The sequence below is a fragment of the Cupriavidus sp. MP-37 genome (genome assembly GCF_020618415.1).
Classification (GTDB): Bacteria; Pseudomonadota; Gammaproteobacteria; order Burkholderiales; family Burkholderiaceae; genus Cupriavidus.
This window is the reverse complement of the sequence record NZ_CP085344.1, coordinates 1,172,797-1,186,598: the sequence shown is the minus strand read 5'-3', so window position 1 is coordinate 1,186,598 and position 13,802 is coordinate 1,172,797. Positions and strand designations below refer to the sequence as shown.

General features: G+C 67.9%; 15 protein-coding genes and 1 tRNA gene. 10 read left to right on the top strand and 6 right to left on the bottom strand.

The window, feature by feature from the left end; translation table 11 throughout:
* Window positions 1–430 precede the first annotated feature (430 nt).
* The 3 genes from ubiD (at window position 431) to LIN44_RS05550 (ending at window position 5,027) form a co-directional block, all read left to right on the top strand.
* Window positions 431–1,957 (top strand): 4-hydroxy-3-polyprenylbenzoate decarboxylase, encoded by a 1,527-nt coding sequence (ubiD, locus tag LIN44_RS05560; RefSeq protein WP_227313875.1) that lies wholly within the window; start codon window positions 431–433, stop codon window positions 1,955–1,957.
* 120 nt (window positions 1,958–2,077) lie between these two features.
* On the top strand, window positions 2,078–4,102 hold the full coding sequence (locus LIN44_RS05555; RefSeq protein WP_227313874.1) for an acetoacetate--CoA ligase: 2,025 nt from the start codon (window positions 2,078–2,080) through the stop codon (window positions 4,100–4,102).
* A 22-nt stretch (window positions 4,103–4,124) separates the two neighbouring features.
* Complete coding sequence (locus LIN44_RS05550) at window positions 4,125–5,027, top strand: aldose epimerase (RefSeq protein ID WP_227313873.1); 903 nt, start codon at window positions 4,125–4,127, stop codon at window positions 5,025–5,027.
* Between the two features lie 15 nt (window positions 5,028–5,042).
* Here the strand turns inward: LIN44_RS05550 and LIN44_RS05545 are convergent, their stop codons facing one another.
* Window positions 5,043–5,420: a DUF5594 family protein gene (locus tag LIN44_RS05545; RefSeq protein ID WP_227313872.1), complete on the bottom strand. Its 378-nt coding sequence runs from the start codon at window positions 5,418–5,420 to the stop codon at window positions 5,043–5,045.
* A gap of 84 nt (window positions 5,421–5,504) precedes the next feature.
* Window positions 5,505–5,666 carry a hypothetical protein gene (locus tag LIN44_RS05540; protein ID WP_227313871.1) on the bottom strand — a complete coding sequence of 54 codons (162 nt, stop codon included), beginning with the start codon at window positions 5,664–5,666 and terminating at the stop codon, window positions 5,505–5,507.
* Here LIN44_RS05540 and LIN44_RS05535 point away from each other — a divergent pair.
* From LIN44_RS05535 to trmB, 3 genes are all read left to right on the top strand, one after another.
* Window positions 5,665–5,898 carry a hypothetical protein gene (locus LIN44_RS05535; protein ID WP_227313870.1) on the top strand — a complete coding sequence of 78 codons (234 nt, stop codon included), beginning with the start codon at window positions 5,665–5,667 and terminating at the stop codon, window positions 5,896–5,898. The two genes, LIN44_RS05540 and LIN44_RS05535, sit on opposite strands and share 2 nt — an antisense overlap.
* Window positions 5,899–5,958: 60 nt before the next feature.
* Window positions 5,959–6,033, top strand: a tRNA-Gly gene (locus LIN44_RS05530).
* A gap of 66 nt (window positions 6,034–6,099) precedes the next feature.
* On the top strand, window positions 6,100–6,882 hold the full coding sequence (gene trmB / locus LIN44_RS05525) for a tRNA (guanosine(46)-N7)-methyltransferase TrmB (RefSeq protein ID WP_227313869.1): 783 nt from the start codon (window positions 6,100–6,102) through the stop codon (window positions 6,880–6,882).
* An 82-nt stretch (window positions 6,883–6,964) separates the two neighbouring features.
* Here the strand turns inward: trmB and LIN44_RS05520 are convergent, their stop codons facing one another.
* From LIN44_RS05520 to LIN44_RS05510, 3 genes are all read right to left on the bottom strand, one after another.
* Entirely contained in the window at window positions 6,965–7,846 is an 882-nt protein-coding gene (locus LIN44_RS05520; protein WP_062801473.1) for an undecaprenyl-diphosphate phosphatase, read from the bottom strand.
* Window positions 7,847–7,926: 80 nt separating this feature from the next.
* Window positions 7,927–8,487 carry a DUF1439 domain-containing protein gene (locus tag LIN44_RS05515; RefSeq protein WP_227313868.1) on the bottom strand — a complete coding sequence of 187 codons (561 nt, stop codon included), beginning with the start codon at window positions 8,485–8,487 and terminating at the stop codon, window positions 7,927–7,929.
* Between the two features lie 60 nt (window positions 8,488–8,547).
* Window positions 8,548–8,832, bottom strand: coding sequence for a YkgJ family cysteine cluster protein (locus LIN44_RS05510; RefSeq protein ID WP_227313867.1), 285 nt, complete (start codon window positions 8,830–8,832; stop codon window positions 8,548–8,550).
* Between the two features lie 255 nt (window positions 8,833–9,087).
* Here LIN44_RS05510 and LIN44_RS05505 point away from each other — a divergent pair, with 255 nt between their 5' ends.
* The 4 genes from LIN44_RS05505 (at window position 9,088) to LIN44_RS05490 (ending at window position 12,694) form a co-directional block, all read left to right on the top strand.
* The gene (locus LIN44_RS05505; RefSeq protein WP_227313866.1) at window positions 9,088–9,912 is read left to right on the top strand and encodes a TetR/AcrR family transcriptional regulator; all 825 of its coding nucleotides are present in this window, start codon (window positions 9,088–9,090) and stop codon (window positions 9,910–9,912) included.
* A 211-nt stretch (window positions 9,913–10,123) separates the two neighbouring features.
* Complete coding sequence (locus LIN44_RS05500; protein WP_227313865.1) at window positions 10,124–10,777, top strand: protein-L-isoaspartate O-methyltransferase; 654 nt, start codon at window positions 10,124–10,126, stop codon at window positions 10,775–10,777.
* A 12-nt stretch (window positions 10,778–10,789) separates the two neighbouring features.
* Window positions 10,790–11,113 carry a rhodanese-like domain-containing protein gene (locus tag LIN44_RS05495; protein ID WP_062801478.1) on the top strand — a complete coding sequence of 108 codons (324 nt, stop codon included), beginning with the start codon at window positions 10,790–10,792 and terminating at the stop codon, window positions 11,111–11,113.
* Between the two features lie 78 nt (window positions 11,114–11,191).
* Window positions 11,192–12,694 carry a TolC family outer membrane protein gene (locus LIN44_RS05490; protein WP_227313864.1) on the top strand — a complete coding sequence of 501 codons (1,503 nt, stop codon included), beginning with the start codon at window positions 11,192–11,194 and terminating at the stop codon, window positions 12,692–12,694.
* Window positions 12,695–12,810: 116 nt separating this feature from the next.
* Here LIN44_RS05490 and LIN44_RS05485 read toward each other — a convergent pair whose 3' ends face one another.
* Window positions 12,811–13,635, bottom strand: a complete 825-nt coding sequence (locus tag LIN44_RS05485) for an META and DUF4377 domain-containing protein (RefSeq protein WP_227313863.1) — start codon at window positions 13,633–13,635, stop codon at window positions 12,811–12,813.
* Window positions 13,636–13,802 lie beyond the last annotated feature (167 nt).

Sequence of the window (13,802 nt, the reverse complement as noted above, 5' to 3'; positions counted from 1 at the left end):
TCACCCGCCATGCGCGCGGGACTACGACCATCGGTCCTTGCTGGAGGGATTCTCTGGCACGTTGTTTTGATGTGCACCCCTTGACACAGGGGGAAAATCCATGTTGCGACGCAACACTCCATGGAGCAGACCGGATTGTAGGAACGGTGTTATATCCCGTCAAGAATAATAAATCGATAATTCACTACTTCCAGTTATTTGTAACAAGGCGGTTTGGGTCGGACCGGCATCACTCGGATACCCGCAAACGCAGGCGTGGCCTTGGCTCGCCGCGTTACGGCCCGCCCCCTGGCGGACAAAAAACTTACAATTTCCGCGGCACCGGCCGGACGATTTTTTTGCCGCCGCCCCGAGGAATGTGTATCGTCACCGACCTGACTGCCGCCTCCCTGGATCCGGTGCGGGATGCCGCACCACAACAGAATTCACCATGCAATACAAAGACTTGCGCGATTTCATCGGCCAGCTCGAAAGGCTTGGCGAGCTGCGGCGCATCGCCCGGCCAGTGTCGCCCAACCTCGAAATGACCGAAATCTGCGACCGCCTGCTGCGCGCCGGCGGCCCCGCGGTCGTCTTCGAGCAACCTGCGGGCGCTCCCCATGGCGACATCTATAGCGTGCCGGTGCTGGCCAATCTGTTCGGCACGACACGCAGAGTCGCATTTGGCATGGGCGCCGAATCGATGGAAGACCTGCGCGACATCGGCCGGGTCCTGTCGGCGCTGAAGGAACCGGAGCCGCCGCGCGGCCTGCGCGAGGCCGGCAAGCTGTTTACGCTCGCCAAATCGGTGTGGGACATGGCGCCGAAGCGCGTCAGCGGCCCGGCCTGCCAGGAGGTGGTGTGGGAAGGCAACGACGTCGACCTGGCGCGCCTGCCGATCCAGACCTGCTGGCCGGGCGACGCCGCCCCGCTGATTACCTGGGGCCTGGTGGTGACCAAGGGCCCGCACAAGAAGCGCCAGAACCTGGGCATCTACCGCCAGCAAGTGATCGGCCGCAACCAGGTCATCATGCGCTGGCTCGCGCACCGCGGCGGCGCGCTCGATTTCCGCGAGCATGCGCTGGCCAACCCCGGCAAGCCGTTCCCGATCGCGGTGGCACTGGGCGCCGATCCCGCCACCATCCTGGGCGCGGTGACGCCGGTGCCCGATACGCTGTCCGAATACCAGTTCGCCGGCCTGCTGCGCGGCAGCCGCACCGCGCTGGCGGGCTGCCTGACGCCGACGCTGTCCGAGCTGAGCGTGCCGGCCTCGGCCGAGATCGTGCTGGAAGGCCATATCCAGCCGGACCCGAACCATCCGTCCGGCTACCAGCACGCGCTCGAAGGCCCGTTCGGCGACCACACCGGCTACTACAACGAGCAGGACTGGTTCCCGGTCTTCACCATCGACCGCATCACCATGCGGCGCGACCCGATCTACCACTCCACCTACACCGGCAAGCCGCCCGACGAGCCGGCCGTGCTGGGCGTGGCGCTGAACGAGGTGTTCGTGCCGCTGCTGCAGAAGCAGTTCCCCGAGATCACCGACTTCTACCTGCCGCCCGAGGGCTGCAGCTACCGTATGGCGCTGGTGCGGATGAAGAAGCAGTACGCCGGCCATGCCAAGCGCGTGATGTTCGGGGTGTGGAGCTTCCTGCGGCAGTTCATGTATACGAAGTTCATCGTGGTGGTCGACGACGATGTCGACGTGCGCGACTGGAAGGAAGTGATCTGGGCCATCACCACCCGCGTCGACCCCAGCCGCGACACGGTGCTGGTCGACAATACGCCGATCGACTATCTCGACTTCGCCTCGCCGGTGTCGGGCCTGGGCTCCAAGATGGGCATCGACGCCACCGACAAGTGGCCCGGCGAGACCACGCGCGAATGGGGCACGCCGATCGCCATGGACGCCGCGGTCAAGGCCAGGGTCGACACCCTGTGGGAAAGCCTGTTCGACCGGCCGGCGGTCCCCTGACCGGCAACCGCCTCCATCCCCGGCTATCATGTCACGCTGATGCCCGGGTGCCGCCACAGGCGCCCGGGACCCCATCGCCCACCATCCGATACCCGCGACAGACGGGCCCAAGGAGGAGACATGAGCAGCACAGCGCCCCTGACCGAAGGGAACCTGATGTGGACGCCGTCCGAGGCGTTCCGCGACAGCAGCCAGATCGCCGCCTTCATGCGCTGGCTGCGCGCCGAGCGCGGCCTCGCCTTCGATGACTACGACAGCCTGTGGCAGTGGTCGGTCACCGAGCTGGAAGCCTTCTGGGAAGCGGTGCGCGCCTACTTCGACGTGCGCTTCGACACGCCGGCCAGGCAGGTGCTGGACCGGCGCGCCATGCCCGGCGCGCGCTGGTTCGAGGGCGCCACGCTGAACTATGTGCAGCAGGTGTTCCGCCACGCCGGCACGGGCGCGGCGCGCGAGCGCACCGCCATCCGCTACGCGGGCGAGGCGCAGCCGCTGGCCGAGCTCAGCTGGGCCACGCTCGCAGCGCAGGTCGCCTCGCTGGCGCATGCGCTGCGCCAGATGGGGGTGCAGCGCGGCGACCGTGTCGCCGGCTACCTGCCCAATATCCCCGCCACCATCGTCGCCTTCCTGGCCACCGCCAGCCTGGGCGCGGTCTGGTCCGGCTGCGCGCCGGACATGGGCCAGGTGGCGGTGATCGACCGCTTCCGCCAGATTGCGCCCAAGGTGCTGATCGCCGTCGACGGCTACCGCTACGGCGGCAAGGTCTACGACCGCGCGCCGGTGCTGGCCGACCTGGTCGCCGCCCTGCCTTCGCTGACTGACCTGGTGCTGGTGCCGCAAACCGGCAGCGGCACCGCGCCGCCCGCCGGGGTGCGCGTCCATGCGTGGCAGGACGTGCTCGCGCACGACGTGCCGCTGGCGATCGAACCGGTGCCGTTCGACCATCCGCTGTGGATCGTCTATTCGTCCGGCACCACCGGCATGCCCAAGCCGATCGTGCATGGCCATGGCGGCATCGTCATCGAGCAGCTCAAGCTGATGGCGTTCCACAACAACCTGGGTCCGGACGACGTGTTCCACTGGTACAGCAGCAGCGGCTGGATCATGTGGAATGCGCAGGTGGCGGGGCTGCTGCTCGGCACCACCATCGCGCTCTACGACGGCAACCCGGCCTGGCCCGACGCCGGTGTGCTGTGGCGCTTCGTCGACGATGCCGGCGTGACGCTGTTCGGCGCCGGCGCGGCGTTCTTCACCAACTGCATGAAGGCCGGCATCGAGCCGGCCCGCATCGCCGACGTGTCGCGCCTGCGCGGACTGGGCTCGACCGGCTCGCCGCTGCCGGTCGAGGCCTACGACTGGATCTACCGCCATGTGCGCGAAGACATCTGGCTGGTGCCGATGTCGGGCGGCACCGACTTCGCCGGCTCCTTCGTCGCCGGCTGTCCGCTGCTGCCGGTCTATTCCGGCGAGATGCAGTGCCGTTGCCTGGGCGCCAAGGTGGAAGCCTTCGACGACCACGGCCAGCCGCTGGTCGACGCGGTCGGCGAACTGGTCTGCACCGAGCCGATGCCGTCGATGCCGCTTTACCTGTGGGGCGACACCGACGGCAAGCGCTACCGCGACAGCTATTTCGACACCTACCCGGGCGCCTGGCGGCATGGCGACTGGATCAAGATCACCAGCCGGGGCGGCGCGGTGATCTACGGGCGCTCGGACGCCACCATCAACCGCCACGGCATCCGCATGGGCACCAGTGAGCTGTACCGCGTGGTCGAAGACCTGCCCGAGGTGCTGGACAGCATGGTGGTCGACCTGGAATACCTCGGCCGCGAGTCGTACATGCCGCTGTTCGTGGTGCTGCGCGAAGGCCTGGTGCTGGACGACGCGCTGCGCGACACGCTGCGCGCGCGCATCCGCAGTGCGCTGTCGTCGCGCCACGTGCCCAACGAGATCGTGCAGGTGCCGGGCGTGCCGCGCACGCTGTCGGGCAAGAAGATGGAGGTGCCGATCAAGAAGCTGCTGCTGGGCCATGCGCCGCAGGGCATCGCCAACCGCGACGCCATGGCCAACCCCGACACGCTCGACTGGTACTTCGACTACGCCGCGCGCTTCCTCCAGGCGCGCCAGGCCGAGTCGGCAACGACCTGAGCACCACCACATCGTCCAGGCCATGCACAACCTGCCAACCGAAGACTTCCAGGGCCAGCCGCTGGTGCGGATCGGCCAGGCCGATTCCTATCTGCTGCTGGCGCCGCAATACGGCGCGCGGCTGGTCCGCTGGGTGCACCGCGGGCACGACATCCTGTATTGGCCCGACGCCGCGGACTGGAGCCGCCCGGCCAAGATCCGCGGCGGCAATCCGCTGCTGTTCCCGTTTATCGGACGGCATTTTGTCGATGGCAGTCCCGGCCAGTGGCGCGATGCGAGCGGAACGGTCCATACCCTGACGCAGCACGGCTTTGCGCGCGACCTGCCGTTCGACGTCAGCGCCTTCGCCGCCGAGTCCACCATCACGATGTCGCTGCGCGACAGCGCCGCCACGCGCGCCGGCTATCCGTTTGCCTTCGTATTCGACGTGGTCTACACCTTGCTGCCCGACGGCCTGGAGGTGACGCTGCGCACCACCAACCCCGGCACGCAGCGCCTGCCCTGTTATCCCGGCCACCACTTCTATTTCGCCCTGCCCCACGCGCAGCGCGCAGCGGCGACGCTGACGCTGCCCGCCACCGAGCGCAGGCGCCAGCTGCCGAATGGCAGCCCGGGGCCGGCCGAGTCCGGCGAGCCGGCCTACCAGCTTGCCGATCCACGGCTGCAGGACACGTTCCACGTCTTCCGCGGCAGCCCCGCGGCGCAACTGGCCATGCCCGGCCGCCAGGTCCGGTTCGAGCTCGGCCTGCCCGGCAGCGTGCCCTGGCATGCCGTGACCACCTGGTCCGAAACGGAAACCTCCGACTTCTATTGCGTGGAACCGTGGGTGGGCCTGCCCGATGCCATCCACCATGGCCACGGCTTGCGCTGGATCGAGCCCGGCCAGGCGGAAAGCGCGGTGTGCCGGCTGCGCGTCGCCGGGTGATTCAAGCGGCGTCGCTCAGTGCTCGAAATCGAGCCCGCCGATCAGGATCTGCGGGTCGGCCTGCGACAGCGAGCGGAAATCGATCCCGCGCGGCTCCTGCCACGCCCGCAGCTTCGACGGCAACGCCGGCAGGTAGCCGGCAAAGCGCGCCTCGCCGCCCGCCGCGAACAGGCGCTGCACCTCCAGCCCGTCCCACGCCAGCGTGATATCGAGCGCATACGGATGCCGCCGCAATTCCGGCGGGCCGTCGCCGGTCACGCGCAAGCGCGGCGCCTGTCCCGGCGCTGCGGCCGGCAAGGGTTGCAGTTGCACGCGCCGGTGTTGCTGGCCGATCGCATCGGCGATGCGCGGCAGGCATTCGGTTTCAAAGCGGGCGAAGAAGTCTGTGGTCAAGGTGAGGCGTCCTGGCGTTTGGGGGCGGGTCACGGCACATCCGGCGGTGCCGCCGCTGGCGTGCCAGCCACTATACGCCTGGCCTCAACTGTCCCGGTAGACGCGGAAACCCAGCCCCGGCGACAGGACCTCGGTCTGCCCTTCGCGCAGCGGCGTGTCGAACAAGGCCGGATCGTGCGCCAGCGCCAGCCGGCACCCGTTCTGGCGCCAGCAGCCATGGCAAACGCGACATATCATGGCGATCATGGAGCCCTACCGAAACCTCAGCGGTCAATCAGGCATCATCGCCTACGAACTTGGCCCCGACCATATCCGGGTCCAGTTCGAAGACGGTGGCGTCTACACCTACGACTACCGGAGCACGGGCCGCAGCCATGTCGAACACATGAAGCGCCTCGCCACGGCGGGACGCGGGCTGTGCAGCTATATCAGCCAGTTCGTCGGCAAGAACTTCGCGTACAAGGACGCCGGGCGCTGAATGGGGCCCATCGGGCACTCGCTTGCACTGCCCCGGGATCCCGCATAAAATCGCGGGTTCGCGGGCGTCGTATAATGGCTATTACCTTAGCTTCCCAAGCTAAAGACGTGGGTTCGATTCCCATCGCCCGCTCCACTTCCCATCGAGACAAGCCGCCTTTGCCACCGTTACGGTGATTCGCCCGGCGGCTTTTTTGTTGCCATGCTTCCCCAAGACCCCAGCACCGGGCCGGCCGACGACGCCGCGCCCGCAGACAGCGCCGCACCGGCGCCCGCCCCCTCTCCTGCCGATCCTGAAGGCGTTGCGCATCCGCGCCGCATCCGCTCGTTCGTGCGCCGCGCGGGCCGGACCTCGACCGGGCAGCAGCGCGCCATCGAGGAAGTCGGGCCGCGCATGCTGGTGCCGTACGCGCCGCAGCCGCTGGACTGGGAGGCGACCTTCGGCCGCCAGGCGCCGTCGATCCTCGAGATCGGCTTCGGCATGGGCGAGACCACCGCGCATATCGCCGGCCTGCGGCCGCAGGACAACTTCCTCGGCTGCGAGGTGCATGAGCCGGGCGTGGGTGCGCTGCTCAAGCTGATCGACGAGCGTGGCCTGTCCAATGTGCGGATCCTGCAGCACGATGCGGTCGAGGTGATCGCGCATATGCTGACCGACAACAGCCTCGACGGCGTGCACATCTACTTTCCGGACCCTTGGCACAAGAAGCGCCACAACAAGCGCCGGCTGGTGCAGCCGCCGCTGGTAAAGCTGCTGGCCGCGCGCCTGAAGCCGGGCGGCTACATCCATTGCGCGACCGACTGGGAAGAGTACGCGCACCAGATGGTGGAAGTGCTGTCGGCGGAGCCGCTGCTGGAGAACACCTCGGCGGCGCCGGATGGCTTTGCCGAGCGGCCTGATTACCGACCCGTGACCAAGTTCGAGCGGCGCGGCGTGCGGCTTGGGCACGGCGTGTGGGACGTGGTGTTCCGCAAGCGCGCCTGAGCGCGGCAAACGGGCAAACCAAACAAAAAAGCGTGGCATCTGCCACGCTTTTTTGTTGCCCGCGCTACTGCAAGGTGCAAGGTCAGGCGTGCCAGGACACCAGTCCGGTGTACGCGGTCAGCAGCACCACGATGCCGAAGGCGATGCGGTACCACGCAAACGGCTTGAAGTCGTGCGTGGCGACGAAACGCAGCAGCCAGCGCACGCACAGGAAAGCCGACAAAAAGGCAAAGACGAAGCCGACCGCGAAGATGCCGAGGTCGTCGCCGTTGAGCAGCGCGCGCGCCTTGTACAGTTCGTAGACCGTTGCGCCGAAGATCACCGGGATCGCCAGGAAGAACGAGAACTCGGTGGCCACCTGCCGCGACAGCCCGAACAGCATGCCGCCGATGATGGTGGCACCGGAGCGCGAGGTGCCCGGCACCAGCGCGAAGCACTGGGCCAGCCCCACCTTGAGCGCATCGCGCCAGTTCAGGTCGTCGACCGACTCGATGCGCGGCGCGCCGGCCTTGGCGGCTTCCAGCAGCGCATTGCCCTGCGGATGCGAGACCGTGCCGCGGCGCGCATCGCGCCATTCGGCCAGCAGGATCACCACGCCGCCGACGATAAAGGCCAGCGCCACCGAGATCGGGTTGAACAGGTGGGCCTTGATCCATTTGCCGAAGATAAAGGCCAGCACGATCGCCGGCACCGACGCGATCACCACGTTGGCGGCAAAGCGCTGCGACAGCGGGTCGTCGCGCAGGCCGCGCACCACCTTGCCGATGCGCGCGCGGAACTCCCAGCACACCGCCAGGATGGCGCCGAACTGGATCACGATCTCGAAGATCTTGCCCTTCTCGTCGTTGAAGTCGAGCAGCTGGCCGGCCAGGATCAGGTGGCCGGTGCTCGAAATGGGGAGAAACTCGGTCAGGCCTTCGACGATGCCGAGGATCACGGCTTTCAGGGCAAGTGCGATTTCCATGCGGAACGAAAGAGACGTAGTCACAGGCGTTGCCCGGCTTGCGTGCCGGGCCGCCTGCATTGTTGTTCGATGCGCCCCGGTCAGGGGCGGTTGATCTTGACGTTGATGCCGTCAGGCAAAACGGTGATTGTACCGGGCTCGACCTGTGTGCCGGCAAGGCGCAGCTGGTCTTCGCGGAAGGTATAGAGCGGATAGCCCTGCAGCAGCTGCTCGGCCAGGATGCCGCCCAGCGCGTTGAGCTGGCGCGAGAACTGCGCCGGCATGCCCTGCACGTCGAAGCGCTTCACCTCCGGATCCTGCAGCACCACCGAGCGGGTCGGCTCGTCATAGCGCAGCCCGCTGTCCAGCGCGAAGCGGCCGCTCAGGGCCTGGCTGAAGAACAGCTTGTTGTCGATGGTGGCGTCGAACTGCACGTTGACGCGATTGCGCACGGAGTCCAGCGTCAGCTGCGGATTGGTCAGCTGGATGTCGAACAGCTCCATGTAGCGCTTGTTGAACGGAAACTTGCGCTCGAGCGCCGCCTGCAGCTGGCTTTGCGAAAAGGTGTACTCGCTGCGGAAGGCGCCGCAGGCGGCCAGTCCCACGGCCAGCGTGGCCGCGGCAGCCACGGCCAGCCAGCGCCGTCTTGAAGTCCGGATCATATTGCCTCCGATTGCGGGATATCAGGAACGATTGCCACGCGCCGTGCCGCGCGGCGTGTCTCAAGCGTGCGCTGCCGGCGCGGTCAGGATTTCGAGCCGCGCCAGCCATTGCAGCGCCGCCTCGCGGGAATCGCCGCACATCTCGGCCGACGGCTTCAGGCCGCCGCAGAACGCGGGCCGGTCCGGGCTGCCGAACACCGCGCAGCGCATGTCCGGCAGCAACTGCGCGCACGGCACGCCCGCCGGCTTGCCGCCCGGCATGCTGGGCAGCGGCGAGGCGATCGACGGCGCGATACAGCAGGCGCCGCAGCCCGCGCGGCAGGAAAGGTCTGACCGGCAACTCATGACGATGGTTCGGGATCGGCAGCCGCCAGGCTGCCAACACAAAGGCGACATTGTGCCCGAAGGGCCGCGGACATCCTGTAATAAAAGGAAAACGTCGTCAGCACGGCTCGGCCGCCGCCAACATCCCTGCCTTTTTCGTCACATGGCAAAGGAAAGTCCTGACCGCGCCCTGACCGATGCCTGCGCTTGACCCCTCGCAGGGCCTCATCTACATTACTGACCCACAAGTTATTAACTTTTCCGACGCGCCCCCTCGTGCCCCGTAGTCTTCGCAAGCCCGCCGTGACCAAGCCACCCGCCGATCCGCACAAGGACGCCGACAGCCCGCGCTGGAGCCGGCGCAAGGCGGCGCGGCCGCAAGAACTGGTGGCGGCGGCGCTGGACCTGTTCGTCGAGCGCGGCTATGCCGCCACGCGGCTGGAAGACGTGGCCGCGGCGGCAGGCGTGTCCAAGGGCACGGTCTACCTGTACTTCGCCAACAAGGAAGAGCTGTTCAAGTCAGTGGTGCGCGAGAACCTGGTGCCGGCCCTGGCGCGCGGCGCCGACCTGGTCGACGCCTACCAGGGCAGCACGCCCGAGTTGCTGCGCGAACTGCTGCGCGGCTGGTGGGGGCTGATCGGCGCCACGCCGGTGGCGGGGCTGACCAAGCTGATCATGGCCGAGTCGGCCAACTTCCCCGACATCGCCCGCTTCTATAACCAGGAAGTGATGGTGCCGGGCGACGAGCTGTTCGCCAGGGTGCTGGCGCGCGGCGTGGCGCGCGGCGAATTCCGCGCGCTGCCGGCCAACCCCACCACCACGCTGATCTGCGCGCCGCTGGTGTTTCTGATGATGTGGCAGCGCGCGCTGCGCGCCACCGCCGAGAAAGACATCGATCCCGAGGCCTTCCTCGACGGCCTGCTCGACACGCTGCTGTTCGGGCTGACCGCCGGCGAAGCGCGCGACCGGCCGCTGCCGCCACAGCAGGGCCCGTATATCTGGGAAGTGATCCGCGACGACATGCTGGCGCAACGCGCCGCCGCGATGGCCGCCGACACCGGGCCCGCCCCCGCCGCGCCGCAACCCGGCACCCCGACATGAAGCGCAAGACCCTGCTGATCGCCGCCGCCTGCCTGGCCCTGGCGCTGAGCGCCACGGTGGCTGTGCGCCCGGCCCCGGCGGAGGCCAGCGCGGAATGAGCCCGGAGACGCCCGCAAGGTTAAAATAACGGGTTTGATAAGACTGTCCGGCCGTGGCACCGCGCGGCCGGCGCACAGACCGACAGCGGTTGGCATTGGTAAGGAATGGCAAGATGGATCTCGAAAAAGCCCGATTCAACATGATCGAACAGCAAATCCGCCCGTGGGACGTGCTGGACCAGGAAATCCTGGACCTGCTGGCGGTGGTCAAGCGGGAGCAGTTCGTCCCGGCCGCATACGCCTCGCTGGCCTTCGTCGACATGGAGATTCCGCTGCCCGCCGGGCAGAACATGCTGGCGCCGCGCGTCGAGGCCCGCATCCTGCAGGACCTGGCGGTGCGCAAGCATGAGACCGTGCTTGAAATCGGCGCCGGCTCCGGCTACATGGCCGCGCTGCTGGCCAACCGCGCCCGCCACGTGCTGACCGTCGACATCGTGCCCGAGCTGGTTGAGCTGGCCCGCACCAACCTGGCCAATGCCGGCGTCACCAACGTCGACGTCGCCGAAGGCAATGCCGCCGACGGCTGGGGCGCCGCCGCCCCGTACGACGTGATCTGCATCTCGGGCTCGCTGCCGGCGATCCCGCCGTCGATCCTGGCGCAGGTGAAGGTGGGCGGACGCATCGCCGCCTTCGTCGGCGAACTGCCGGTGATGGAAGCACGCCTGGTCACGCGCGTGTCCGAGACCGAGTACCAGGTGGTCAACCTGTTCGAAACCGCGGTCAAGCCCCTGCAGGGCGCGGCCCGGCCGTCGCAATTCCAGTTCTGAGGACGTACCGCCATGCAGGTCATCCAAGCGACCGAACTGGCCCAGTGGCTGGCCGACGCCAGCCGTGCCAAGCCGGTCCTGCTCGACGTGCGTGAAGGCTGGGAGGTGCAGACCTGCGCCCTCCCCGGCATCACCCACATCCCGATGCGCGACATCCCGGCGCGCGCCGCCGAACTCGACGAAGACGCCGACATCGTCTGCATCTGCCATCACGGCGCACGCAGCATGCAGGTGGCGGCCTACCTGGAGCGCCAGGGCTACGGCAAGGTCTACAACCTGACCGGCGGCGTCGACGCCTGGGCCAGCCAGGTCGACCCCGCCATGCCGAAGTACTGAAGCGGCAGGCCAGCGCGCAGCAACACGAAGAAGAAACGACCGTAGGCCGCGGCACCCGCCCGGCAACCTGGAGGTGTCATGACGTTTGCGCCCAACGCCCAGCCCGGAGCGATCCGGACGCGCCTGGCGATCGCGGTTTCCGTGCTGGCCCCGCTGCTGGCCATGCTGCCCGCGGCGCCGGCCGGCGCGGCCGACCTGCTGCAGGTCTATCGCGATGCGCAAGCCAATGACGCCCAGTTCGCCAGCGCGCGCGCGCAATTGCTGGCCACGCGCGAGAAGCTGCCCCAGGGCCGCGCCGGCCTGCTGCCGCAGGTGGTGGGGACCGCGGGCGCCAACCGCACCAAGCTGGACCAGACCGCGTCACTGCCGATCGGCGGCGCGCCCAGCGCCTCGGGCACGCGTTTCTTCAATAACAACAACTGGCAGCTGCAGCTGAGCCAGCCGCTGTTCCGCTGGGACCGCTGGGAAACCTACAAGCAGGGCGAGCTGGCCGCGCAAGCGGGCGAAGTCACCTTCCACCAGGCCGAGCTCGACCTGATCACGCGCAGCGCGCAGGCCTACTTCGACGTGCTGGCGGCGCAGGACAACCTCTACCTGGCGCGCGCGCAGAAGAAGGCGATCGCCGAGCAGCTGGAGCAGGCCAAGCGCAATTTCGAGGTCGGCACCGCCACCATCGTCGACGCCAACGACGCCCAGGCCCGCTTCGACCTGGCCACCTCGACCGAGATCGCGGCGCAGAGCGACCTGGAGATCAAGCGCGCCACGCTGCAGCAGATCACCGGCAAGCCGGTCGACGAACTGATGGGCCTGCGGCCCGAAGCGCCCATCCCCGGCCCCCAGCCGCCGGACGTCAACGCCTGGGCGGCGCAGGCAGAGACCAGCAACCTGCAGGTCAACCTGGCCAGCTACAACCTGGAAACCGCGCAGCGCGAAACCAACAAGGCCAAGGCCGGACACCTGCCGTCGGTCGACCTGGTGGCCTCGTACGGCTTCAACAACCAGACCGGCAGCGCCACGCAGGCGATCTCGACGCACTACAACGCGTCGCAGATCGGCGTGCAGCTGACCCTGCCTATCTTCGCCGGCGGCCAGATCCAGTCACGCGTGCGCGAGACCCTGGCGCTGGCCGACAAGGCCGCCAGCGACCTGGAATTCGCCCGCCGCACCGCCGCCCAGACCGCGCGCCAGACCTACTCCGGCGTCTCCAACGGCCTGGCCCAGGTCAAGGCGCTGGAGGCGGCCGAACGCTCGGCCACCAGTGCGGTGGAATCCAACCAACTCGGTTATGAAGTGGGCGTGCGCATCAATATCGACGTGCTGAACGCCGAAGCGCAGTTGTTCTCCACCCGCCGCGACCTGGCCAAGGCGCGCTACGACACCATCATGAACGGACTGCGGCTGAAGGCCTCCACCGGCGTGCTGCAGGAGGCGGACGTGGTGCAGATCAACACGCTGCTGACGTCGTTGCCGGGGGCGCTGTACAGGCTGCCGGTACCGGCACAGGCCGGGGCGAAGGCCCCGGCAAAGCCGGCTGCGACGGCGGACCGGCGCGACGCGGCGAGCCGCAAGCCACGCTCCTGAGCGAAGGCGCAGACCGCCAGCTTTTGAATGCCCGCTTGGGTGCTCCCCTCTCCCGCAAGCGGGAGAGGGAGTACGCAAGCAGGAATTGCAAGGCTCGAAGCAATGATGCCGCATGCCTACCTCGCCCGCGTACGCGACTCCACGTTCAGCAACTCCCACCGGATCGCCGACGCATCCGCCGGCGGATTGGGCACCTGGTATTCGCGCACGCGCAGCTTGTACGACACGCCCGGCTCGAAATCCAGCCCCTCGATCGGCCCATACCAGAGCTGCCACGGCGCGTCCGGCGACTCGCGCCAGCGGTAGCACGTCATCTTGCCCACGCCCGTGCATTCCACGCGCTGCGAGTCGATATAGACAGTCTTCTCCACGCCGGCGGCCTCCACGCGCGCACCACGCTTGCCCACGCCTTCGCGCTCGACAAACTGCAGCAGGTCGCCGTCGGCGGTCTTCCAGATGATCTGCCGGCCGGTACTGGCCGCCGACGGCTGCGTGCCCACGGTGGCAAACGGCGTCTGCATTGCCTTCAGCAGCGCCGACTCCAGCGCCATGCGCGGCGGCGGGCAAGCCATGCGCGTGCCGGCGATGCGGTCGAAGCGGATGCCGGTCTCGGTCTTGCCATAGCTGCCGCTAAAGCGATTGCAGCCGCTGGTGCCGCTGACCGTGCCCTGCGCGGCATCGATGCCCTCGTTGAACTCAAAAATGATCGGCTGGCCATTGTCGCCGTGCGGGATCTCGCGCAGCGAGCCGTCAGGCTGCTGCCAGCGCACCAGTTCCCAGCGGCTGGGGCCGGAGGGCTGGGTCTGGTTCAGGTTGGTGCCGGCCGACGGAAGGTTGGGCGCGGTCGCGGTGGTGCACGCGCCAAGCACGGCGGCGATCAGCAAGGCGGCCGCGCCGCGGCCTGCCGACGCGAAGGGAATCAGGCGGTTACGGCTTTGCATGAGAACTCCTGTTTGGGGCTGCAGGGCGCCCGTATTGAGCGCCCCTGTCGATATCGTCGATGGATGTGACAAGCAGCATGCCGGAAAGTGCACCCGGCCATAGACCTTCAGTTTAGCAAGCCGCTCCGGCAAGGCGCCCTTGGAGCGCCCTACCCGCGATATACATC

Bases quoted from the DNA above. Each gene is read 5' to 3' on its own strand.
- ubiD (WP_227313875.1), top strand. From the start codon at position 431: ATGCAATACAAAGACTTGCGCGATTTCATCGGCCAGCTCGAAAGGCTT.
- LIN44_RS05555 (WP_227313874.1), top strand. From the start codon at position 2,078: ATGAGCAGCACAGCGCCCCTGACCGAAGGGAACCTGATGTGGACGCCG.
- LIN44_RS05550 (WP_227313873.1), top strand. From the start codon at position 4,125: ATGCACAACCTGCCAACCGAAGACTTCCAGGGCCAGCCGCTGGTGCGG.
- LIN44_RS05535 (WP_227313870.1), top strand. From the start codon at position 5,665: ATGGAGCCCTACCGAAACCTCAGCGGTCAATCAGGCATCATCGCCTAC.
- LIN44_RS05540 (WP_227313871.1), bottom strand. From the start codon at position 5,666: ATGATCGCCATGATATGTCGCGTTTGCCATGGCTGCTGGCGCCAGAAC.
- trmB (WP_227313869.1), top strand. From the start codon at position 6,100: ATGCTTCCCCAAGACCCCAGCACCGGGCCGGCCGACGACGCCGCGCCC.
- LIN44_RS05520 (WP_062801473.1), bottom strand. From the start codon at position 7,846: ATGGAAATCGCACTTGCCCTGAAAGCCGTGATCCTCGGCATCGTCGAA.
- LIN44_RS05515 (WP_227313868.1), bottom strand. From the start codon at position 8,487: ATGATCCGGACTTCAAGACGGCGCTGGCTGGCCGTGGCTGCCGCGGCC.
- LIN44_RS05510 (WP_227313867.1), bottom strand. From the start codon at position 8,832: ATGAGTTGCCGGTCAGACCTTTCCTGCCGCGCGGGCTGCGGCGCCTGC.
- LIN44_RS05500 (WP_227313865.1), top strand. From the start codon at position 10,124: ATGGATCTCGAAAAAGCCCGATTCAACATGATCGAACAGCAAATCCGC.
- LIN44_RS05495 (WP_062801478.1), top strand. From the start codon at position 10,790: ATGCAGGTCATCCAAGCGACCGAACTGGCCCAGTGGCTGGCCGACGCC.
- LIN44_RS05490 (WP_227313864.1), top strand. From the start codon at position 11,192: ATGACGTTTGCGCCCAACGCCCAGCCCGGAGCGATCCGGACGCGCCTG.
- LIN44_RS05485 (WP_227313863.1), bottom strand. From the start codon at position 13,635: ATGCAAAGCCGTAACCGCCTGATTCCCTTCGCGTCGGCAGGCCGCGGC.